Here is a 21629-nt window from a genome sequence, read left to right as displayed (position 1 = left end):
GCCCGCGGCGACGGGCGCCATGAGAAGCGTGCCGCCGCTTCGTCGTCAAGAAAAGAAGGTGCTTCTGCGCCCTGTTCAGGCCTCCGGCGTCGGCGGAGCAGTGGTTCACATCACCCCATACCGCTTTGTCGCATTTCAGGCACATATTGCAGGGGGATTCCCGCCGCAGTGGATGCATTCGTCGAGGTCGACGTCACGCGCCGGGGCGCTGCCCCGGACCCCGCGGGGGGCTGTCCGCCCCCTCGACCCCGGACCAGGCACGGCCTGGACCGAAGGGGGAAGAACTGCGCGATGCGCAGTTCTTCCCACGGGCCCGTGGCAAGACCGTGAAGGTCGTCGCACGCAGCGGCACGTTGCCGGTGGAAACGTCAGCGCTGCGATCTTGGCTGGCAGGATCGTCGCTGGTCTTGACCCTGGCTGTTCGATGAACTGCGCGATGCGCAGTTCATCGAGCTTGGGTCCAGCCCCTGGCTGGTCCGGGTCCAGGGGCGGATAGCCCCGGTGGGGTCTGGGGCAAAGCCCCAGCTCCGCGCCCCCAACCTGAGACCCATCCTCAGCTCCAGGCCCCTCATGGGGTCAGCACCGGGCGCGGAGGGCCTTGCATCCCTGCAAGATCGTGAGCGCTCCCCGCGGATTGCCGCCTGCCGTGCCGCAACCTGGCCCCCGTCCGAGCGCCTGCTGACCTCGGGCGTCGTGAACCGCTGCTCCCCGGGCGCGTCCTCTGCCCTGCGGCGCGGCAGACGGCCCTCCGCGCTCACCTGCACCTGATCGACGGCGCTGCAGCTTGAAGACACTCCTCTGAGATGCCGACTTGCGGCGCTGCGAGTCTCCCTCCGCGAGGCCGCCTCCCGTTCTACGGCCCCGCAGGTCCCCGAGCGCGCTCTGCGCCCCCATCCTGCGGCACTGCGAAGAGCCCTGCGGGCGCAGCCTGCTCCTTCTCGATCACCGCCTGTTTTGACGGAGCCACGCGTCGACCTCGGCGACGACGGCTTCCGCCCTTGGCCCGGCGGCGACGTACGCGGCTCGGGCCTCGTCGGCGAGCGTAACGGCGCGCCGACGGTCCTCTCCGACGGCCACGAGTGCTTGCGCGAGCGAATAACGCGCTTCTGCCAGTGTGAGCGGATCCCCCGGGGAGCGCACGTACAGGGCAATGGCGCGTTCGAGCAGCGGGATGGCTCGTTTGGGCGCGTGACGTTCGAGGTGGATGTCCGCGAGGGGGACGAGCGTGTCGGCGAGCGAGGGGTGCTCTTTGCCGAGCCGCGCCTCGTTGATGGCGAGGGAGCGCTCGAGGAGCGGCTCGGCGGCGTCCAGGCTGCCGAGCACGGTGTAGAATCGGCCCAGCATATCGAGCGTCTTCGCGACGAGGGGATGCTCCGGCCCGAGCGCCTTTTCGCGAATGTCGAGCGCGCGGCGCACGAGCGAGATCGCGTCCTCGTGGGCGCCGTCGTCGTCCCGCACGACCGCAAGGAGCACCAACGTGCTGGCGACGGAGACGTGATCGACGCCGAGCGTCTTTTCTCGGATGGCCAGCGAGCGCTGGTAATGGTCGATGGCTTCCTTTGGGCGCCCCAAGCTGTGCTGGGCGCGCCCCATGGCTTCGAGGCAGGTGGCTGCTTGCTCGGAGTCCTCGCCGCGCGCGCGGCGCTCCGCCTCGTAGGCCTGCTGAAAGAGGGGCAGCGCCCCGGCGTGGTCGCCCCGGATCGTGAGGACCCTGGCCAGATCGAAGAGCGCCGCGCGCCGCATGGGGTGGTCGGCTGGCAGATTGCGTTCGCTGCTCTCGACGATGGCGCGGCTCTCGGCCTCGGCCTCGGCCAGCGCGCCGCTCTCCTGGTGGACGAGGGCGAGCGCCCGGCGCGCGCGCAGCGCCGACGGATGGTCCTTGCCCAGCGTCTTCGACAACGTGGTGATCGCGCGATCGACGGCCGCGCGGGCATCGGCGAGCTTGCCCTGGTTGCGCAGCGCGCCCCCGAGCGCTTGCAGCGAGGCCGCGAGCAGCTCCGGGTCGTGCGGCGCGAATCGCTCGACCTCTTCGATGGCGCGCTGGCAATCGGCCTCGATCTGCGGCGCATCGGTGAGCGCATTGCCGCGCGTGCAGATCCGCACGGAGAGCCGCGCCGTGAGCTCCGGATTGGCCCCGCGCCTGCGAATCGTCGCGCGTGCATAGTCGAGGGTACGCGCGGCCTCCTCCGCCCGGCGCGTGTCGAAGGACAGAATGCCGAACAGATCCACCCAGGCGCTCGCCACGATCTCGTCGTGGTGGCTCGAAATCGCCGCGTGGGCCGCGGCGTGATAATCCACCTCGGCTTCGTGATCCCGGCCGAGGAGATCCCGAAGGCGCGCGCGCAGGTAAAGCGCCTCCGCCGAGAGCGGCCCGTACCGTGTGCCTTCGGCGCGCTGGATCAGCGGATCCATCCGCGAGAGACCGTCCTCGTAATGCCCGACGGCGAGCTGCGCACGCGCCCGGGAGAGATCACCCGAGATGCGCGTGATCTCCTCCTGCGCGGCCGCATCCTCCGGCCGCGGATCCATCGAGGAGAGCGACGCCAGGTTCTCGCAATCGCTGACGGGCGCGAGCTCGGAGACGGCGCGCGTGCTGCCGTCGACCACGGCGACGTCGGCCTGCACGAGCGCCTGCGTGAGCGCGCCGAGATCGGTGAGCCGCCGCTCCAGGCAGACCATACGCCGGCCGAGCTGCTCTTCCGTCTGCTCGCCCCGCACCCGGGTCGCCTCGCAGGCCTGCGTAAACGCGCTCGTCCATTCCGTCGCGCGCCGGTCGAGGTCCGCCGCGACCTGGTCGAAGGCCCCCGCCGCATAAGGCAGCCCGGTCGCCAGGAAGGACGCGCGGACGGCGGCGCGCCCGGACGTGTCCCACACGCCTTCGAGCCGCCGCGACGCCCCCTGGCAAGGCGGCTCCGTAGCCGGCCCCATCGAAGCCCGGACGGCCACGCCCGCGACGGCCGCCGCGAGCAGCGGGACGACGACCATCGCGATCCGCCGGCGAAGCGCGCGCCGATCCCGTTCGAGGATCGCGAGCAGCGCCACGAGCGAGGGATGCCGGGCCTCGGGTTTCGCGGAGAGCCCACGGCGGAGGGCCTCGGAGAACCAGGCCGGGAGCTCGGCCGCGTGCGGGGCGTGGACGTCGCCGCGCTGGATGGAGTCGAGGATCTCGCGCGGCGTGTCGCCGCGGAAGGGGCGTACGCCGTGGAGGGCCTCGTGGAGGGCGACGCAAAAGCTGAATTGATCCGCGCGCGCGTCGGCGCGTCGGCCGAGGTGTTGCTCGGGCGCCATGTACGCGGGGGTGCCCGCGACGACGCTTTGCATCGTCTCCCCCGCCGCGCCCGCGCCGAGGGAGGCGGCGCCGCGGGGCGGGAGCCCTTCCCGCGCGAGGCCAAAATCGAGCACGCGCACCCGGTCGTCGCGCCCCACCACGACGTTCGCGGGCTTGAAGTCCCGGTGCACGATCCCCACGGCGTGCGCGGCGGCGAGCCCGCGGCCCGCCTGAAGGAAGATGGGCAGGACCTCCTGGAGCGGGCGGCGCCTCTCCGCGAGCCACGCGCCGAGCGTTGGCCCCTCGACGAACTCCATCACGAGGAAGACGTCTCCGTGCGTCACCCCCACGTCGTGGATCGCGACCACGTTCGGATGGGCGAGCCGGGCGAGCGTCTGCGCCTCGGAGAGCAGGCGCGCGTGGGCCTGCTCGCTCCCTTCCCCGTGGTCCTCGGCGCGGAGGACCTTCAATGCCACCCGCCGGTTCAGCTCCGGGTCGTAGGCGGCATACACCACGCCCATTCCGCCGGCGCCCACCTTGGAGAGCACGACGTAGCGGCGAACGGCGCTGCCCGGCTGCAGCGGGGCGTCGGCGCGCGGCGGTCGCGCGTCCCGGGCCGTCGGGGCGGTGTCCTCGGGGCGCGCGCCGAGCTCCGGCGTCGCGTCGTACGGCTGTGACGTGTCGAGGGGCTGCCCCACGACGGCGAGCAGCTCCTGGCACGCGGGGCATTCGCCCACGTGGTGCTCGGTGCGCGTGGCCATCTCGGGCGGGAGCTGGCCGCCGAGGAGCGCGTTCAGCGTGTTTTCACCCGGGCAAGCCATGCAGACGTCAGGGCCACGTTATCGTGCGTGTCTCCTGCGGGCAAGCGCGCCGACCGCGCCTGCGCTTGGCAGGACCGGCTCCCGTGATGCTACCATGCGCGCACATGGGAGACGGTTCGGCCCTGGCGCGCTGCTTCTTGTCTGCGTGGAGAGCTGCGCGGCCGGAGGCCCCGGCGGAGGGGATCGAGGGCGACCTGGACTCGCTCGAAGCGGCGCTCGCCTCCCTGCTCGCCGAGGCCCGCGCGGCCTGGGCGCCGGTGAAAATCGAGCCCGATGTATTCATTCCCTACCTCGCGGCGCGGATCGGCGCGGACGTGCCATGGATGCGCGCGCTTTCGCCCCGCGCGTGCACCGATCTGTACCTCGCCTGCGCGTGCGCCCACGGCGACAAGGCGGCCCTCACGACGTTCGACAAGATCTTGCTGCGCGACGTCACGGCGGCGCTTTCGCGTATCGACCTCGGGAGCACCACGCTGGAGGACCTGCGCGACCGGATCCGGCACCGGATCCTCATCGGCGAGGGCGGCGCGCCCCCTCGGATCGCCGAATTCACGGGCCGGGGGGATCTGCGCGGGTGGCTGCGTGTCGTCGCCGTCCGCGAGGCGCTCGGCCTCTTGCGCAAGCAGAAGCGCGAGGAGCGCGCCCACCTCGAACTTGCCCACCTCGACCCCGCGTCGGGCGATCCCGAGCTCGCCCGGATCGAGCAGCTCTACCGCGAGGAGTTCCAGACCGCCTTCCGCGAAGCGCTGGCCGCGCTCTCACCGCGCGAGCGCAACCTCCTCCGGCAGCACTACCAGCAGGGCCTCGGCATCGATCAGCTCAGCGCGCTCTACGACATCCACCGCGCGACGGCGGCCCGCTGGCTCGCCCGCGCCCGCGAGAACCTCGCCTCCGGCACGCGGCAGCGCATGCGCGAGCGGCTGCAGGTCGAGCGCGGCGAGCTGGACGACATTCTCCGCCTCATCCAGAGCCGGCTGGAGATCACGTTGCGGTCGCAGGGCTAGAGCGTCGAATGGTTCGGCGCTTTGCGAGCTCGCAGAGCGTCCCCTCGGGACGCCTTGTTCGGCTGTGATCCCGTCCAGGAAGAGCTCGAGCAGGACGTCCCGCGCAGCCTCGGGCGGCGCGCTCGCGAGCACCTCGCGCATGCTGCCGATGCGGCCCTTCGCCTCGACCATCATCCGGCGGATCTCCAGGTCGATCGCGCTCGGCGCCGCCTTCGTTGGGCGAAGCTGCGCCTCGAATGTGCTCGCGAGCTGCTCGTGCGGCGTTCGGGCTGACCGCTCCACAGCGACAGCCAGCGCTCGCAAAAGGCGCATTGCCGTGGGCACGTACGTCACGATCTGGTACGCTCCGGTCAACACGACGAGGAGAACTCGCAATGTTCACTTTCGATCGGAAGCCGCGTCCGTCTTCGGCACATCCTGATGCTCCGAAGGCCACATCGCAGCGACCGGGGAAGGCGCCGCCGGTGAACCCGCTCTGGTTTCGGTTGGCGACGTCGAGCAACACCAGAGCGGCGGCTTCGCCCGAGATGACCGCGCCCACGAGCGCTTCCTGGTCACGCGTCGGGCGCGCAGCTTCAGAGGTGGAGGCCGAGGCGTCTCCGCCCGTGGCCCCTCGTCTCCCGTTCGATTTCGCACGTATCCCCCTCATACCTCCCGTCCAGCGCAAGGCGACGATCCCTTCTCCGAGCGACCCGTTCGAGCGTGAGGCAGACAATGTGGCCGATGAGGTCATGCGAATGGCTGAACCGGCGCCCATCGGCTCGGCCTCGGCCACGATCCAGCGAAAGTGCGCGGCGTGCGAGGACGAGGAGAACAAGCGGATCCAGACCAAGCGCGCGCCTTCGCCGAACGCCGACGCTGGGCTGGATCCTGGAGCCGCCGTTCGCGCGGCCGAGCGCGGCGGAGAGCCGCTGCCGGCGGAGGTGCGCTCCTTTTTCGAGCCGCGCTTCGCGCGCGACTTCAGCAATGTGCGGGTGCATTCCGACAGCGAGGCGGCCAAGGCGGCGGCCGCGGTGCGAGCGCGCGCGTACACGGTAGGGAACCATGTCGTGTTCGGGAGCCACGAGTACGCGCCGGGCACATTCGCAGGGAAACAGCTCCTCGCGCACGAGCTGGCGCACGTCGTTCAGCAATCGGGGGGCCGCGGCCCGGCACCCTGGGGGGCCGTCCAGCGCAAGGGCATGCTCGGAGACATGCAGTCAGGGAGCGCTCCGTCCCTCAACAGAGTGCTGAGGGCGCTCGACGAGCCGGGCGGTCCCGCGTACGAAAAAGCGTACATCGTCCTCGCGGGGTTGGACACGGACGCGCTCCTCCAGACGCTCGTGGATGTCCAGGCGAAGGGGCGGCTGGACGGGCTTGTGAAGAACCTGGACAAGGCATCGGCCGACTACGAGAAAAAGGGGCCCGGCAACAACCTCGAACAGATCAAAATCACCGGGTTCGACAAGGGCCGGTTGACGTTCGCCATCATCGCGGTCGCGGAGAAGGCGAAGCCGCCGCTGGAGCGGCGGCTCGAAAGCCACATGGACGCGCTGCTGGCAATGCCCGCGGACGACGCACGCAAGATCCTGGGCTGGCTCGGTGACACCGGGCTGAGGGTGCGTTACGAGCTGAGCCAGCCCGCGGTCGTCGCCGACGAGGTGTTCCCGCTGCTGGACGCCATGGAGATGGACGCGATGCTGGTGCAGATCCAGAGGCTCCAGGGCCTCGGCCTATTGGGTCCGCTCGTGCAGCAAGCGAGCGCGCCGGCAGCCGGACCGGGCAAGGGGCCGACGGATCGTGTGAAGCTCGGCCTGGACGCGGGCGCGACGGCGATCCGCCCGTCCCCCGACGACTTCGAGTCGAGATGGAGCAAGGAACTCCAGGTCCTCAGCGGTCTCGACCGGGCCGTACTGAAAGCATTCCGCCTGCGGACTCCCGTGATCCTCGAGCCGGTGCGCGGCGACGAGGCATCACTCAAGGGGAACACGTTCGAGATCCGCAAACAGCCCGACTTCGAGAGCATGTCGATCTACGTGCCTCCGGCGGCGGAGGCGTCCGAGGAGAACCATGTCCACCTGTTCTTCACGGCCAACAACGCGGTCGGGAGCATTGGCAACGACATCCTGGTGCATGGGCTGCGCGGGGCCGCGCAGGACTCGAAGTGGATTGTCATCGGCCTCGGGAGCCCCGGCGACAAGCCAGTGGTGCCGGACTTCCGGACCATCAGCACAGCGGAGATCGAGGGTGCGCTCCAGACCATCGGGCGCAAGCCGGGGATCAAGTCGCTGCGCCTCACGGCGCACAGCCGCGGGCACCGCGGGCTGGAGCGCACGCTGACGGGCAACGTGGATCCGAAACAGCGGATCAAGGGCGGGCCCGTGCCGGGGCCGCTCATCGATCTGGGCATCGTCGATCGTGTGACCGTGCTGGACGCGTTCTTCAACGACACGCAGTTCGCGATCGAGACAAAGGTGCCCAAGGTGCCGGGGAACGCGAGCACGGCGGAGCGTGGGATCAGCGCCGACAAGCTGGTCGTCTACCACGTGACGGACGGCGTGAACGTGAAGCCGGGCGATCTCAAGGCGGGCGCGCAGGTGAAAAATCTCCTGCCGCAGAGCTGTCTCGCCGCGCTGGGCTGCATCCGGCTCATCCAGGACGCGCTCGTCAACCGGCCCGGTTTCCAGGCGATCGTGAACGATCCGGCAAACAAGGATATCAAGAAGGAGCTGGACAAGCTGCCCGCGAGCATGCCCCGCGGCACGTTCAGCTCGATGGATCCGGCACCAAAAGGCAAGGAGAGCCTGAACGCCTTCTGCGAGGCAAAGACGTTCGCGGTGCAGCGCCTTCTCAAGTTTGTGAACGACAACGATCTGGCGACATTTGAGCCCTTCCGGTTCAATCAATTCATCGCCGCGCACCACTTCTTCGTGACCGAGATCGCGCACGAGTTGTTCGAATGAGGCGCGCCGGGTCGATGGCGTCGCGCGGCGGCGGCGGCGCGGCGCTCTGTTCCGCGGGCTGCGTGTACATCCTCGTGGCCGCGTGCGGGGGGGCCTCCAGCGCGTGCTCGGCCGGTCACGCGCCGGCCCCTTCACCGGCCGTGTCGGTCGCGCAGGTCGCCATGGGGCCTGACGCGGCGACGGCAGAGCTGCGCCCGGCGGCCGGCCGCGTGGCGGTGGGCGCCAGGCACTCGTGCGCGGTCGACGCGGCGGGGCGGGTGCGCTGCTGGGGCGCGAACGATCACGGGCAGCTCGGCGACGGGACGCGGCGCGCGAGCGCGACGCCGGTCACGGTGGCGTCGCTCGACGGCGTGAAGGGCGTGGCCGCGGCCGCGAACCGCACGTGCGCGCTCACCGCCGACGGCAAGGTGGCGTGCTGGGGGGAGGAGGACGGGCGCGACGTGCTGCGTCCGGCCGTGATCGAGGGCCTCGCGGGCGTGTCCGCGATCTCGGTCGAGGCATCCCGCCTCTGCGTCGTGCTGCGTTCGGGTACGGCTTTCTGCCTGGGGACGCGATGGCTCGGCGACGGCGCGCAGGAGCACCGCGGTCCTGCGGTGCTCGCGGAGGTCGCAGGCATGCACGACGTGGCGGCGATCGCCGGCGGTTGCGTGCTCTCGCGTGATGGCTCGGCGCGCTGTTGGGGCAGCAATCGCAACGGCGAGGCCGGGGACGGCACGCGTGAGCCGCGAACGGTGCCGGTGCGCGTGCCCGGCCTCGACGACCTCACGGCGATCGCGGCCGGGAGTGATCACGTATGCGCGCTGCGCGGCTCGGGCGAGGTGGTGTGCTGGGGGCGCGCGGACAAGGGGCAGGCGGGCGACGGCACGACGGCCGCGCACCATCTCGCGCCGTCGAAGGTGCCGGGGGTGGAAGGCGCGCGCGCGATCGCGGCCGCGGGCTCGACGACGTGCGCGGCGCTCGCGTCCGGCGAGGTGGCGTGCTGGGGCGGCGGTGTGCTCGGCACGCTCGCGGCCGGGACGGACGGCCCGGCGCCCGATCCGTCGGAAGCGCGGGTACGGGCGCTGTCGCCGGTGCGCGTCCCGGAGCTGCGCGACGCCGCTTCGATCGCGGTCGGCGAGGCGCACGCGTGCGCGCTCACCGGAGGCGGCGCGGTCTGGTGTTGGGGCGAGAACCTCGACGGCCAGCTGGGCACCGGGGTCGCGGGGAGCGCCGGGGGGCTCGTCGCCGTGACCGAGTTCAAGGACGCGACGCGCGTCGCAGCCGGCGATGCGCACACCTGCGCGCTCACCTCGGGCGGCGCGGTCTGGTGTTGGGGCGACGGCCGCCGCGGCCAGCTCGGCGACGGCACGCTGCAGAGCCGCGGAGCGCCGGCACTCGTCGCGGGGGTCGACGATGCGATCGCGCTGGCGGCCGACGCCGAGCACACGTGCGCGGTGCGGCGGGCGGGCACCGTCGCGTGCTGGGGCGCTCGCATCCCGCAACTCGGCGAGGCCCCGGATCCCGCGGCGCCCTGGCGGGCGCCCACGGAGGTGCCGCACGTGCGCGACGTCAAGAGGCTCGCCCTTGGGCGCGAGCGCGCGTGCGCTCTCCTCACGTCGGGACGGGTCGCGTGCTGGGGGGAGGACGCGCTGGGCGCGCTCGGGCTCCCGACGATCGCGCGGCGCGGCCGGCTCACGCCCATCGCGGGGCTTACCGGGGTAGAAACTGTGGCCATGGGCGCCTTCGGCGCATGCGCCACGACCTCGGCTGGCGCGCTGTGGTGCTGGGGGGCGGGCGCAATCACCGCATGGGCGCCCCGCAGCGGCGACGATAAGCCCGTGCAGGAAGCGAACATCGTGAAGCCCGCGGCCGTGAGCTCGGTGCGCGACGCAGCAGGGGTGGGGCTCGACAGCTTGCTCGCGTGTGTTGCCCGAAAGGGAGGTCGCGTGGCGTGCTGGGATACCGAAACACGGGCCTTGGTGCCGCAGGTTGCGCTCACCAGAGGAGACGAGGTCAGCGGGCTGGAGGACGCGGTCGATATCTCGCGGGACATGGTGGTGCGGCGCAGCGGCGAGGTCGGGACGATCCAGGCCTCGACGCAGGGCGCGAGGTGGGTCTACGAGCGCGTCGCCCCGGGCCTCGACGATGCCGTGACCGCCGCGCGGGGCGTCGCGCACGCGTGCGCTGTGCGTCGCTCGGGAGAGGTCGTGTGCTGGGGCGACGACGGCGCGGGGCAGCTCGGGGCCGGCGCGCACGGGCGCTCGCACAGACCGCTGCGCGTGACGGGATTGCCGTAGGCGGGGCCGTCACGAAAAGCTTGTGGAGTTCCCCGACGATCCGAGCCCCGTCGGGGTCGGGGCCTTCCGCGGCGGACGGGTATCGAGACTTTTCGAAGAAAAAATGCGACCTAGGGCCGGGACGAGCATCCCCCGGATGCGAGGCCTGCGCCTGACGGATCCGGAGTCGTGAACATGAACACAAAGGTCTTCCCCCTTCTGCTTGCTGTTTCCCTCTCGTCGCTGGCTGCGTGCAGCACGGTGCGAGAGACGACGCCCCTCGTGTACGCCGGTAACGACGGGCGCTCCACGGTGTCGTCCATCGAGGCCTCCATTCAAAAGCGAGGCTACAAGCCGATCTGCTCCAAGCGGGAGTACTGCAAGTTCCAGTACAACCCCGAGGTCTGGGTCCATTACAAGACCAGCTCGGACAGGGTCGTGATGGCCGTCGACGTGGTCAATGGCAAGAAGATGGCCGCGGACAAGCGAAAGGCGCTGACGGACGAGGCGTCGGCCGTCGGAGAGGCGATCTGGCGCGAGGCGAGCGAGGACGCGCTGCAACGCGAGAGGGTCGAGGCGGAGAAGGAGAAGGCCGAGGCCGTGGCGCGCGCGGAGGCGGAGCGGAAGGAAAAAGAAGAAGAGGAGCGCAAGGCCGCCGAGGCCAAGGCGTCCGGGAACGGCAGTTCGAGCGGCGGCGGGCTTGGTGGTTTCCTCGGCGCGGCCGCGGACGTCCTCGGGAGTGTCAAGGTCACCACGGGGCCCGGGCAGGGCAATGGCGGGGGCGCGGGGTCCGGGCAGAGCAATGCCTCGGCCCATTGCTGCGTGAACGGCTCCTATTACCAGTGCCCGTCGGCGTCGGCGGTGAACAAATGCGCGGGCGAATCCGCCGCGTGCCTCTCGCGCTGCATGTCGAGCAGCGACATGAGCTGCGGGGAGCGTTGCATGAAGGAGCACCCGCCGGATCCCTCCGCTTGCGAGCGCCGCTCGGACAAAGACGGCGAGTGCAGGTGAGCCCGAGGAAGGCCGGCCGCGACTGACGACGAGGCCGGCGTCCCCGATCCCTCGCGCGTCTTCGAGCCTGCACGCCGAGGATGGCGGTCGCGCCGCTTCTCTCGCATCCTTCCACGCCATGAAATCGAAGGCGCGTACGAACGTGTACGAGAGCCCGTCGTCGTTCGTGGGGCGCGCCTTGGACATGGCGACCCTCGTCGCCCGGTTCGACGAGGGCGCGCGGCTCGTGACGGTCGTCGCGCCCGGGGGCATGGGCAAGACGCGCGTGGCGACGCGATTCGCGGCATTGCACGGCGCGGCGTACGCGGCCCACGGCGGCGGGGTGTGGTTTTGCGATCTGACGGACGCCGGCGACGTGGCGGCGATGTGCCGCGCCGTGGCGTCGGTGCTAGGCGTGGCGCTCGAACGGACGACGGAGGAGAGCGCCGTGGTGGCGGCGCTGGGGCAGGCCCTCGCCCGGAAGAACCGGGTGCTCCTGCTCCTCGACAACGTGGAGCACATCGCGGCCGCGGCCGCCGGGGTGGTGGCCGCGTGGATGAAGGTCGCGCCGCACGCGCGCATCCTGGTGACGTCGCGGGCCGTGCTCGGCATCGCAGGCGAGCACCTCGTGCCGCTGGAGCCGCTCGGGGTGCCGGAGCCCGGCGCGAGCCGCGAGGAGCTGCTCGCGACCGAAGGGGTGGCGCTGTTCCTGAGCCGCGCGCGGGAGGTGCGGCCGGGCTTCGACGTCGGACCGGCGGAGCTCGCGGCGCTCGGGGACGTGGTGCGCGCGACGGACGGTATCCCGCTCGCGATTGAGCTCTGCGCGGCGCGCGTGCGGCTGCTCGGCCTCGGGCAGATCCGGAGCCGCCTCGCCGAGCCGCTCGATTTCCTGGTTCGGCGGGAAGACCACGGGCGGCATTCGTCGATGCGGCGCACGATTCTGGATTCGCTCGTGCAGCTCGACGAGGCCGAGCGCGCGTGTTTCGCGGCGTCGTCGGTGTTTCGCGGAGGGTTTACGCTGGAGGCGGCGGAGAGCGTGCTCGCCCGGCCGGGCGCGGACGTGCTCGGGGTGCTGGAGGGGCTCGTCGCGCGTTCGCTCGTGCGAATGCGCGCGGAGGGCGAGGAGGCGCGCTTCTCGCTCTTCGAGGCGATCCGCGAGCTCGCCGCGGAGGAGCTGCAAAAGCGGCCGGGAGAGCTCGAACGCGCGGCAGCCAGGCACACGCGCTGGTTCGCGTGGTTCGGCCGCGCGCTCGCCGAGGAGGCGGCCTTCGGCGGCGCCGCGCGGGAGAAGCTCGGCCGCGAGATGGACAACATGGTGGCGGCGCACGCGCGCGCACTCGACGATGCGGAGCGTGCGCCCGAAGGGGACGGCGCCGCGCTCGCGCTCGGGCTCGCGCTCGCGCTCGAACCGGTCGTCGTGCCGCGCGGGTTATTCGAACTGCGGCTCGTCCTGCTCGACCGAGCGATCAAGGCGGCGCAGGCGACGACAGCCGGGACGCGTCTCCCGGATTTCGCGGCCGCCCTCGTCGCGCGAGGCGTCGCGCGGCGCGAGCTCGGCGATCCGAAGGCAGCGGCCTTCGATCTCGAAGCCGGCCTCGCGCTCGCCCGCGCGCGGGAAGATGCGGCGCTGGAGGCGCTCGCGTGCACGCACCTCGGGGAGAGCGTCGAGACGCTCGGCCGCACGGTCGAGGCGCGCGCGCATTTCGCGCGAGGGCTCGCGTGCCTCAGAAGCGCGGCGGGGGGCCGGTCACGGCGCGTGCGGGAAGCCGAGATCCGGGCGTGCCTCGGGCACGCCCACCGCCGCGAGGGGGATCTCGCCGCGGCAGAACGCGAGGCGAAGCGCGCGCTCGCGCTGTATCGTGATGCCGACTGCGAGGATCGGCTGCCGCGGGTGCTTTACGAGACAGCGGTGATCGCCCTCTTTCGCGAGAGCTACACCGAGGCGGGCGCGGACCTCGACGAGGCGCTCGGGATCGTGCGGCAGAGCGGCGACAAACACGCCGAGGGCGCGCTGCTGAGCGCGCAGGGCATCCTGTTTCAGGAGCGGGGGAAGCTCGACGCGGCGCTTTCGTGTCACGCGCGCGCCGTGCGTTTGTTCCACGAGATCGGGAGCCGTCACCGCGAGGGCAGCGCGCTCTACTACCTCGGCACCACGTTCCTCGAACGAGGCTCGCCGGCCGAAGCGACGAAGATGCTGGTGCGCTCGTTCGACCTGATGGGCGCGGCGGGATTTCACCGCTACGAGGCGCTGATCGCCGGATGCCTCGCGTCGGTATGGTCCGACGAAGGGGATCCCGAGGCCTCCGCGCAGTGGCTCGTGAAGGCACAACGCGCCGCCGCCGCGTGCGAGAGCGAGCCAGCATTGCAGGCGACGGTCGCGATTCACGAAGCCCACGTCGCGCTGGCAAACGCGAGCGAGCCCAATCGAGCGCAGCTCCTGGAGAAGGCGCGCGCGCTCGCTCTCGGGCGCTCGAACGACGACGTGCGGTTCGCGCGGAGGATCCTGCTCGCAGCCGGCCGGCAAGGGCTCTCCGCGCCGGCGGAGGCGCTGGTCGTCTCCGACGAGGGGGCAAGGCTGCGGCTGCCAGGAGCCCGCACATCGGTGGATCTGTCGAGCCGCGCGCCGCTGCGCCGCATCCTGCTCGCCCTCGCAAAGCTACGGGCCTCCGCGCCAGGACAAACGCTGCCCCTCGACGAGATCATCCGCGCCGGCTGGCCCGGGGAGCGCATCGGCGCAGAAGCCGCGGCAAACCGCGTCCGCGTGGCACTCGCGACGCTCCGCAAGCTCGGGCTCCGCGGGGTGTTGAGGACGGGCCAGGGCGGATATCTCCTCGATCCGGCGACGGCCGTCTACATTGCGTCGTAGGGCGGCATTTGGAGAGGGGTCGCATCGCGAAGGCGCGGAGCTGGGGCTTTGCCCCAGGCCCCACCCGGGGCTGTCCGCCCCGGGACCCGGACCAGGGCCAGCCCTGGACCTTGGGTCGATGAACTGCGCGGTGCGCAGTTCATCGAACAGCCGGGGTCAAGACCACAGGCGACCCTGCCAGCCAACACGGCGACGCCGCAGGTTCAACCGGCAGCGTGCCGTTCGCGCAGGCGTCCCAGGTATCCGAGAATGAGGTCGGTGATGTCTGTGGTGAGGCGGAGATCCCGCAGCTCGTCCGGCCGCTGGGTCAAGGCGTCCACGAGCAGAGCGCGGACGAGGAGGACGAGGCGTTCGGCAGCGCGGGAGGCTTCTGCTGCGGGGAGATCTGGCGCGACGCGATGGACGAGCGCGCGGGCACGCTCGATGAGGAGCTGCCAAGCCTCGTCGCTCGGGTCGAGATCGCCGATGCGCAGCACTTGCAAGGCGATCACCTGCCACCGCGCGAGATCGGCGGTATGCGCGGCGACGAGGCCCTCTGCGAAGCGACGCACCGCTTCTTCAGGGCAGCTCTCGCAGGACGCATCCCGCATCTGGTCGTCGAGGCGCGCGAGCATCGCCCGCACGTGGGAGTCGATGAGCGCCCGCACGATGGCGTCGCGATTGGGAAAATACTGGTAAAGCGATCCGACGCTCGCCCCTGCGATTTCAGCGACGCGGCGGGTCGTCAATGCCTCTTCGCGGCCGTGCTTCAGGATGCGGACCGCTGCCTCGATCACCGCATGCACGAGCGCCTGCGAGCGGCGCTGCTGCGGCACCTTCCTCGGCGAGACGGTCGATCGATTCGGCATTGGGCGGCGAAAACGCTAACGCGCACGGTAGAGCGCGTCAAGTTCGTGCATTGAACTCAAGGCGACTGCCCGATGGGCACCACCACCACGCCGTTCGGCGCCGGTAGCTCGAAATTCACCGTCACCTCATACGAGGGGGCTCCCGTCTGCGCGTCCATGTCGGAGGTATACACCGGCACCCGGATCTGATAGCGCCCCGCCCGCGCCACGTGCGATTCGTGGCAGGTGCACCCCTCGTCGGTCATTCCGAACGTATATCGCATTCCCTTCCAGGCATCCGTGGTCGGCGCGCCGATTTCGACCGGCACGCCGCCCACCGGCGGACAGGCTCCGCAGGCGAGGCAGCCGCCGTCCGCGCTGTCGCACGCCTGGCTGCACGAGGCGCGGATGGCGAGCGACGCGGAATAGCCGTCCTCGCATGATGAGACCGTGTATTCGAGGGAGCAATCCTTCCGCAAAAAGGCCGGGGAGGCCCCGTCGTTCTCGAACTGGAACGTCACCTCGTACGGCCCGGTCTCCGACGTTTCGACCACACATTGTGGTGGGAGCACGCCGCCCTCGCCGCCTGCGCCGCCTGCGCCGCCGGTCCCACCTGCGCCGCCGGATCCATCCTGGTTCACCTCGCTCCCGCAGGCCGCCGCCAGCACGAGCGTCGCCGCCATTGCACCACGCATCCACCACGCGTTCACGCTACGCCTCCTTGGATGGACGGGCCGAGCACGGGCCCGCCCTTCCGGCCGCCTGCATGGCAATGTCGGCGCCAGCATGAGACCCCGAGGATCCGCGCGCTCCGGCGCCGGTCTCCAAGTCAAAAGGAGCCGGGAATGTGCCAGCCTGGGCCGGCGCTCGGAGGATCCGCTCCCCTGCCCCGACCGTGCACCCTCCGCGAGGTCGACGCACTCCAGGATCGGTCGGTTGCATAGCGCGCGAGCGGCTGCGAGGTCGTCCTTGCACCGACGCAACTTCATTGTCGAGCCGAGGTCCTGCGCCGGATGAGGCCGCCGATGCCGAGCGCGGCGAGAAGCAGCAGGGGCCGCGGCCCGGGGGAAGGTCCGGACGCGCGGCAACCGCAGCCGCGATCGATATGAATGTCGGTCGGTTCGCCGCCGCTCCCGCCGGCCCCGCCAGCGCCGCCGCTTCCGCCGGCCCCGCCAGCGCCGCCGCTTCCGCCGGCCCCGCCCGCGCCACCGCTTCCGCCCGCGCCACCGCTTCCGCCAGCGCCACCGCTTCCGCTTCCGCCCGCGCCGCCGCTTCCGCCCGCGCCCGTGCAGCCGCCGCCGCCCGTCCCGCGCGGTTCGCAGCCGGGCGGCGCGACCCGTCCCGCCGACGACAGCGTGTGGGGCGCGGGCCTCAGCCGCGGCGAGACCCCGGCCGGGCCCTCCATTGGGCAGGTCGTCGTCGCGGCCACCGCCGCCGCGCAAGCGACGCGCGACGACGCGACCGCCGGTGTCCTCGGCGCCAGCAATGCCGCCGCGGGCCCCTCGAATGCGACGGCGGCCGCGGGCAAACGCGAGGACGGCCGCCTCCCGGCCACGGCCTTCGGCGTGGGCGTCCGCCCCTCGGGCCGGCTCGACGTGCGCGACGTCGTGCATTTGATCTGGTACAACCCCGAGAGCGTCGCGCGCATCTGCCGCGTCCCCGTCTGGCGCGCCATTCTCGACGAAATGGAGGACGAGGCCGCCGACGAGTCGCTGAACGATCCGGCCCCGACGAAGGACCCGATCATCGTGGAGGACACGCGCGACATCTTCGAGATCCTCTCGCGCGGCGCCTCCCAGGACGTCGACCAGCTCGAAGCCGAGCTCGGCGCGGCCGTTCGCCCGGGCAACAAGTTCGTCCCGTCGCTCCTCCTGCTCGCCGGCGAGCTTTCTTTCCCCTTCGACGAGCGCAAGACCCTCGAAGCCGCGATCGCCGTGGCGACGCCGATCGCGGGCGCCGACGAGGGGCTCAAGACGGCGCTGCGCGAGGCCCGCGAGTTTTTGACCTCGCCCGAGCAGCTCTGCCCCGCGCCGATCGTCGAGGGATACACGGCGCGTATTCGCGAGGCCTACCAGCGCGGCCGCCGCGCCCTCGGCCCCGACGCGCTGGATCTACAAATGGAGCGCGCGCTCATCGAGGGGCGCCATTACCAGAAGCGCCAGGTCCTCGGCATGAGCGCGATCCGCGCGCACCTCCACACGAGCACGGGCACCGGCGCGCGCCCCGCGCCCGTGTACCTCCCCGACGACATCGCGAAAAAGCTCCCGCTCTTCCAGAAGTTCCGCGCGCGTTTGCTCGTCGAGCTCTACTTCCAGGAAGACCAGTACGAGCCGCACCCGGCCGCGCTCAAGGCGCTTTCCATCAGCCGGGTGCAATCTTCGATCGATCGACGCTGACGCCGGCAGGTCTCTCCCTCAGTCGTCTCGCTCGAAGATGAGCGTGCCTTGCCCATTGCCGTACTCGATCCTCAGTTCATCCCCCGAGAGCTCGAAGCGGCCGGCCTGCTCCAGCGCGCGGAGGTACCGGCCCTCCTGTTCCATCACGCCCTCGCAGAACATTCTCGTGCTTCCCGCGGAGGACATCGAGAGCGTGTTCCCCTCGACCGTGTAGGAGGCGAAGTAGTAGTTGCAGGGGGCTTTGCCATTCGCGGTCCCGTCCGCCTGGAACACGAGTGTGACCTCGGTCCTCCCGGAGGGCTCCCATATCGTCCTTCCCTCGATCAGGGATTCGAGCTCCCATCGCGTATTGGCCAGTCTGTTCGGCTCATCCGCCACCGCTGGGGCGACCATCGACAGGACGGGCAGCATCGCGGACAGGGATCGCAGAACGTAACCCATGGTGTACCTCCCAGGCGTGCTCGATGGCAAAGCAATGCTTGCGCCCCGAGCGCGCCTCTGGAGATGTGCAATCCCTGCCCTCGCACGAACGGGCGAGCCGGCGGAGGAGCGCGTGTGCCCCCTCCGCTTCTCGATCGTCCCTTTCTTCGCGCCTCGGGGCATTGCCGCGGATCACCTCCGCGACCGTGCGTACGTCGAGCCGACCGGCAGCGCGCTCGCTGTCGAGCCAATCGAGCAGGTGCTCCACCGTCGCTGGGGGCGTGCTGTATTCATCGCAGCCGTCGCAGATGTCATGGAGCACGATCTGCGCCCAGCCGCCTCCGTCCCGCTCGACGCGCCTGAGCCAGCGTTCGACGTCCTCGAATCGATGCTCGCGGCGGAGGGATCCCGGGGTGCGCGTGGCATAAGGGTCGCGCGGGGGGATCGTCTCGGCGATCGGGGAGAAGAGGCCACGCATGTGGAGGCCTCCGGCGCCGCGACCGCTCACATAGCCGCATTGCTCGACGATCGCCTCGAGCGCACGGTCGTGCTCGCCGAAGGGGTATGCGAAGCTCTCGGCCTCGAAGCCGAGCGCGCGCAGGGCGGCGCGGTCGCCGCAGATTTCGAGGCGCTGCGCCTCGGCATCCTGGGTGAGGAGGTGGGGATGGTCGATCGTATGGCCGCCGATTTCATTGCCATCCCGCGCGAGGCCCTCGAGTTCGGCGGCGGAGAGGTTCCCCGGACGCCCAATGAACCCGCTGTTCACGAAGAACGTGGCATGCATCGCGTGGGCCGCGAGCATGGGGCGAATCACGTACTGGCTCGCGCGCGTGTCGTCGAGCTCGATGGAGACGATCGTGGGTGCGCTGAGCAATACCAGGTAAGGAGGGATGCGGAGCGCCCAGCGGCGCGTGGCCCGAGCGCGGATTGCGCGCCCGGTGGGCGCGTTGGGCGCAGGCCCGTCGTTCGATGCGATGGCGGGGTGCCCGTGCCGCCGGCGTCGCAGACGGTGGACCAGGTATACCACCACCGCGAGGTTCACGAGGAGCGCCAGAAGTCGGGGCAAGGTCACCTGTCGGAAGAGTTCGTAGAACTCGAAAGGCAGGAACGACGCCGTCGCGATGACCGTCAAGAACTCGGCCCAGCGCCTCTCGCGCCACAGGCCGACCCCTTCGGCCGTGAACAGGGCGGCGTACAGGAATGCGCCGGCACCGAGCGCCTCCAGGCGGCTGGGGCTGAGCCCGCTCATGTGGGCGAGGACCTGCTGCACGACGCGGCGGTCGACGTTCGCGGACAGGAGCGTCAGCCAGCGCTGAGCCCACTCGGCGATCCCGGGCCGGAGCAGCTCGAGCGCGCCGAGGCCAGCCACGACGAGGAACGCGGCCTTGAAAAACTTGAAGAGCGCGATGAGCCTGAGGATGTGGTCATGCCCGTCCTCTGGCCGGCCCGGCAATGATGCTCGCCGTCGCCCGTGCGAAAACGCTCTCGCCACGACGCTTGCCTCCCCCTCGCGTTCACCACCACGAGATGGAGACGTGAGGTAACAACAGCCTCATCACGTTGCATGCCTTCCTCGAGACCGTCCTGGGACCAGCCGACGGCTCACAACATCGGCGACGGTGCTGCCATTGCTGTTGCGTTCTTGTCCTTGTGCCCATTCGCGCGCCGCTTGTCAGGCGCGTCCTACGCTCCACCCGTCGCTCACCCTCCGAGCAGGCTGCGAGCGCGACGTGGCACGGGTCCACGCGTTCACAGGAGACTTCCCCGCAAGAGGACGTGGGCAACGTTGAAGTAGATGACGAGGCCCGACACATCGACGAGCGTCGCCACGAAAGGCGCAGACGCGCTGGCGGGATCGAAGCCGAGGCGCCGGATGGCGAAGGGCAGCATCGAGCCCGCGATCGTCCCCCACGTCACGACGCCGACGAGGCTCACCGCGACCGTCACCGCGACCTTCACGTAGTGCTCTCCGTACGTGTGGAAGAGCGCTTGCCACACGAGGATTCGGACGAGCCCGAGGGCCGCGAGGATGATACCGAGCGACACGCCGGCCGTGAGCTCGCGACGAACGATGCGCCACCAGTCTTTCACGGTGACCTCACCCAGCGCCATCGCGCGAATGATCAGGGTCGTTGCCTGCGAGCCCGAGTTGCCGCCGCTCGAAATGATGAGGGGCACGAAGAGCGCCAGCACGACGGCTCTCGCGATCTCGTCCTCGTAATGGCTCATCGCGCTCGCCGTGAGCATCTCGCCGAGGAAGAGGGCCGAGAGCCAGCCAGCCCTCTTTTTCACCATGGCGCGCATGCTCGTCTGCATGTACGGCGTGTCGAGCGCCTCCATCCCGCCGAGCTTCTGGATGTCCTCGGTCGCCTCGCGCTCGACGACGTCGACGATGTCGTCGACCGTAACGATTCCCTTCATGCGGCCTTCCTCATCCACGACGGGAATCGCATGGAGATCGTGCTGCGCGATGACGCGCGCGACGGCTTCCTGGTCCATCGTCTCGGGCACGGAGACGACGTTCTTGTGCATGACTTCGCCGATGGGCTTCGCTCCCAGCGCAGCGAAGAGGTCACGGAACGACACGACGCCACGAAGCTTCTGGTCTCTATCGAGGACGTACGCGTAATAAAGGGTTTCCAGCCTCTCTTGGGCCTGACGCTCGAGGTACCGGATGGCCTCGTTCACGCTCATCTCGGGGCGGAGGCGCGCGAATCGTGGGCTCATCAGGCCGCCGGCCGCGTCTTCCGCGTAAGCCATGAGGGCGGAAACCTCGCGACGCGTGGGCTCGTCGAGCATGTCGAGAAATTCGTGCCGTTGCGGCTCGGGCACCTGCTGGATCACGTCCGCGGCGTCGTCGGGGGCGAGGAGCCGAAGCCAGAGACGTCGCTCCCCGTTCGACAGGGCCACGAGGAGGGTGGCTTGCTCCGAGGCGGAGAGCCCGAGGAAGAAATCGTCCGCCTCGCTGCGCTCCATCTGCTGGAACGCCGCTACCCGCTCTTGCGGGCCGAGGATGGCCCAAACGTCACGCACCTCCTCGGCGGTGAGGCGCACCCCAGACATGGCCCCCGTGATTTAGCAGGGATCGTCCCATCGCGCCGCGGGTCGCGTTTCGACGATGCTACCACGCTCGGCGCTGCGTCCGTGACGTCACTCCTCGAAGCGCACGTGCAGGTGGTTGTGGTGCCCTTCCCAGAAGCGCACGCCGGCCATCTTCGAATCGTTGAACAGGATGAGCTTCAGGTTCGGCTCCGCGTGCAGCGCCTCCACGAGCAGCTTCGTCCGCGCGTGGCTGTAATTCGGATCCGAGATCGTCACCGGCGCCCTGCGCCCGTCCGCGCGCACCGGCCGAATGTCGACGTCCGTGCCGCGCCGGTGCGAGCCGTGCGGCGCCATCCGGCCGCCTTGCTGGAAGCTGATGTCCCCGATCGCGATCTCGAACCCGTGCGGCTTCAGCACCGCGGCGACGTTCCGGATCGATTGAATGGTCGACGCCGTGCCCCAGACCCGGTCCTGCGACTCGTACAGATAAAAATTGCCGTTTTCCCCCGAGAGCTGCACGAACGCCACGTTCGTCGCCTGGGGCTGATCGCCGAGCAACATGCGCCAGGTTCGCCCGTGGGGATCGACGCGCCCGTCGGGCGAGCCGAGCCGCACGACAGCGCGCTGGAACGAGAGGATCGCGCGCAGCGTCGCCTCGTCCATGATTCCGGTCTCGGGCAATGTGCCGATGGCGGACGTGATGTGCGCGTTCTTGTTGAGCTGCTTTTGGACGAGCAGCACGTCGTCGTGCGCGTTGCGCCCGCCCTGGCCGACCGAACCCGTGAGACGATACATGGT

General features: G+C 70.5%; 14 protein-coding genes and 1 pseudogene. 7 read left to right on the top strand and 8 right to left on the bottom strand.

All coding sequences use genetic code 11. The annotated features are described in order from the left end of the window. Positions 1 to 942 precede the first annotated feature (942 nt). The gene (locus tag QHF89_RS11400; protein ID WP_136969364.1) at positions 943 to 4089 is read right to left on the bottom strand and encodes a serine/threonine-protein kinase; all 3147 of its coding nucleotides are present in this window, start codon (positions 4087 to 4089) and stop codon (positions 943 to 945) included. A gap of 104 nt (positions 4090 to 4193) precedes the next feature. Here QHF89_RS11400 and QHF89_RS11395 point away from each other — a divergent pair, with 104 nt between their 5' ends. The 6 genes and pseudogenes from QHF89_RS11395 to QHF89_RS11375 all read left to right on the top strand — a co-directional run bounded on the left by QHF89_RS11395 (position 4194) and on the right by QHF89_RS11375 (position 14146). Then, on the top strand, positions 4194 to 5093 hold the full coding sequence (locus QHF89_RS11395) for a sigma-70 family RNA polymerase sigma factor (protein WP_284720366.1): 900 nt from the start codon (positions 4194 to 4196) through the stop codon (positions 5091 to 5093). Positions 5094 to 5329: 236 nt separating this feature from the next. Further along, positions 5330 to 6175, top strand: a pseudogene (locus tag QHF89_RS49950) (eCIS core domain-containing protein); the annotation flags it as partial. Positions 6176 to 6385: 210 nt separating this feature from the next. Next, positions 6386 to 8035 (top strand): fimbrial protein, encoded by a 1650-nt coding sequence (locus QHF89_RS11390; protein ID WP_284720365.1) that lies wholly within the window; start codon positions 6386 to 6388, stop codon positions 8033 to 8035. 14 nt (positions 8036 to 8049) lie between these two features. Beyond that, positions 8050 to 10311, top strand: a complete 2262-nt coding sequence (locus QHF89_RS11385; RefSeq protein ID WP_284720364.1) for an RCC1 domain-containing protein — start codon at positions 8050 to 8052, stop codon at positions 10309 to 10311. A 174-nt stretch (positions 10312 to 10485) separates the two neighbouring features. Further along, positions 10486 to 11301 carry a hypothetical protein gene (locus QHF89_RS11380; protein ID WP_136969362.1) on the top strand — a complete coding sequence of 272 codons (816 nt, stop codon included), beginning with the start codon at positions 10486 to 10488 and terminating at the stop codon, positions 11299 to 11301. A 118-nt stretch (positions 11302 to 11419) separates the two neighbouring features. Next, positions 11420 to 14146 carry an ATP-binding protein gene (locus QHF89_RS11375; protein ID WP_136969361.1) on the top strand — a complete coding sequence of 909 codons (2727 nt, stop codon included), beginning with the start codon at positions 11420 to 11422 and terminating at the stop codon, positions 14144 to 14146. A gap of 203 nt (positions 14147 to 14349) precedes the next feature. Here QHF89_RS11375 and QHF89_RS11370 read toward each other — a convergent pair whose 3' ends face one another. The 3 genes from QHF89_RS11370 to QHF89_RS50155 form a co-directional block, all read right to left on the bottom strand. Next, positions 14350 to 14994 (bottom strand): TetR/AcrR family transcriptional regulator, encoded by a 645-nt coding sequence (locus QHF89_RS11370; RefSeq protein ID WP_136969360.1) that lies wholly within the window; start codon positions 14992 to 14994, stop codon positions 14350 to 14352. 56 nt (positions 14995 to 15050) lie between these two features. Beyond that, positions 15051 to 15683 carry a hypothetical protein gene (locus tag QHF89_RS11365; protein WP_136969359.1) on the bottom strand — a complete coding sequence of 211 codons (633 nt, stop codon included), beginning with the start codon at positions 15681 to 15683 and terminating at the stop codon, positions 15051 to 15053. A gap of 275 nt (positions 15684 to 15958) precedes the next feature. Then, positions 15959 to 16378, bottom strand: a complete 420-nt coding sequence (locus QHF89_RS50155) for an MYXO-CTERM sorting domain-containing protein (protein WP_425440839.1) — start codon at positions 16376 to 16378, stop codon at positions 15959 to 15961. Between QHF89_RS50155 and QHF89_RS11360 the strand changes: the two genes are divergently transcribed. Further along, the gene (locus tag QHF89_RS11360; RefSeq protein ID WP_284720363.1) at positions 16260 to 17369 is read left to right on the top strand and encodes a hypothetical protein; all 1110 of its coding nucleotides are present in this window, start codon (positions 16260 to 16262) and stop codon (positions 17367 to 17369) included. The genes QHF89_RS50155 and QHF89_RS11360 overlap by 119 nt on opposite strands. An 18-nt stretch (positions 17370 to 17387) precedes the next feature. On the opposite strand, the gene QHF89_RS11355 is transcribed toward QHF89_RS11360, so the two are convergent. The 4 genes from QHF89_RS11355 to QHF89_RS11340 all read right to left on the bottom strand — a co-directional run bounded on the left by QHF89_RS11355 (position 17388) and on the right by QHF89_RS11340 (position 21626). After that, positions 17388 to 17762, bottom strand: coding sequence for an META domain-containing protein (locus tag QHF89_RS11355; protein WP_284720362.1), 375 nt, complete (start codon positions 17760 to 17762; stop codon positions 17388 to 17390). Then, the gene (locus QHF89_RS11350; protein ID WP_284720361.1) at positions 17737 to 19242 is read right to left on the bottom strand and encodes a DUF2127 domain-containing protein; all 1506 of its coding nucleotides are present in this window, start codon (positions 19240 to 19242) and stop codon (positions 17737 to 17739) included. Before QHF89_RS11350 ends, QHF89_RS11355 begins: the two co-directional genes overlap by 26 nt. A 296-nt stretch (positions 19243 to 19538) precedes the next feature. Beyond that, a complete protein-coding gene (gene mgtE, locus QHF89_RS11345) occupies positions 19539 to 20852 on the bottom strand; it encodes a magnesium transporter (protein WP_136966935.1) in 1314 nt (437 codons plus the stop codon). 87 nt (positions 20853 to 20939) lie between these two features. Further along, on the bottom strand, positions 20940 to 21626 hold the full coding sequence (locus QHF89_RS11340; RefSeq protein ID WP_136931217.1) for a penicillin-insensitive murein endopeptidase: 687 nt from the start codon (positions 21624 to 21626) through the stop codon (positions 20940 to 20942). Positions 21627 to 21629 lie beyond the last annotated feature (3 nt).

This window comes from Polyangium sorediatum, from assembly GCF_029946465.1.
GTDB classification, from domain to species: domain Bacteria; phylum Myxococcota_A; class Polyangia; order Polyangiales; family Polyangiaceae; genus Polyangium; species Polyangium fumosum.
This window is presented reverse-complemented; position numbering and strand designations above follow the sequence as displayed.

Bases quoted from the DNA above. Each gene is read 5' to 3' on its own strand.
- QHF89_RS11400 (WP_136969364.1), bottom strand. From the start codon at position 4,089: ATGGCTTGCCCGGGTGAAAACACGCTGAACGCGCTCCTCGGCGGCCAG.
- QHF89_RS11395 (WP_284720366.1), top strand. From the start codon at position 4,194: ATGGGAGACGGTTCGGCCCTGGCGCGCTGCTTCTTGTCTGCGTGGAGA.
- QHF89_RS11385 (WP_284720364.1), top strand. From the start codon at position 8,050: ATGGCGTCGCGCGGCGGCGGCGGCGCGGCGCTCTGTTCCGCGGGCTGC.
- QHF89_RS11380 (WP_136969362.1), top strand. From the start codon at position 10,486: ATGAACACAAAGGTCTTCCCCCTTCTGCTTGCTGTTTCCCTCTCGTCG.
- QHF89_RS11375 (WP_136969361.1), top strand. From the start codon at position 11,420: ATGAAATCGAAGGCGCGTACGAACGTGTACGAGAGCCCGTCGTCGTTC.
- QHF89_RS11370 (WP_136969360.1), bottom strand. From the start codon at position 14,994: ATGCCGAATCGATCGACCGTCTCGCCGAGGAAGGTGCCGCAGCAGCGC.
- QHF89_RS50155 (WP_425440839.1), bottom strand. From the start codon at position 16,378: ATGGAGGGCCCGGCCGGGGTCTCGCCGCGGCTGAGGCCCGCGCCCCAC.
- QHF89_RS11355 (WP_284720362.1), bottom strand. From the start codon at position 17,762: ATGGTCGCCCCAGCGGTGGCGGATGAGCCGAACAGACTGGCCAATACG.
- mgtE (WP_136966935.1), bottom strand. From the start codon at position 20,852: ATGTCTGGGGTGCGCCTCACCGCCGAGGAGGTGCGTGACGTTTGGGCC.
- QHF89_RS11340 (WP_136931217.1), bottom strand. From the start codon at position 21,626: ATGTATCGTCTCACGGGTTCGGTCGGCCAGGGCGGGCGCAACGCGCAC.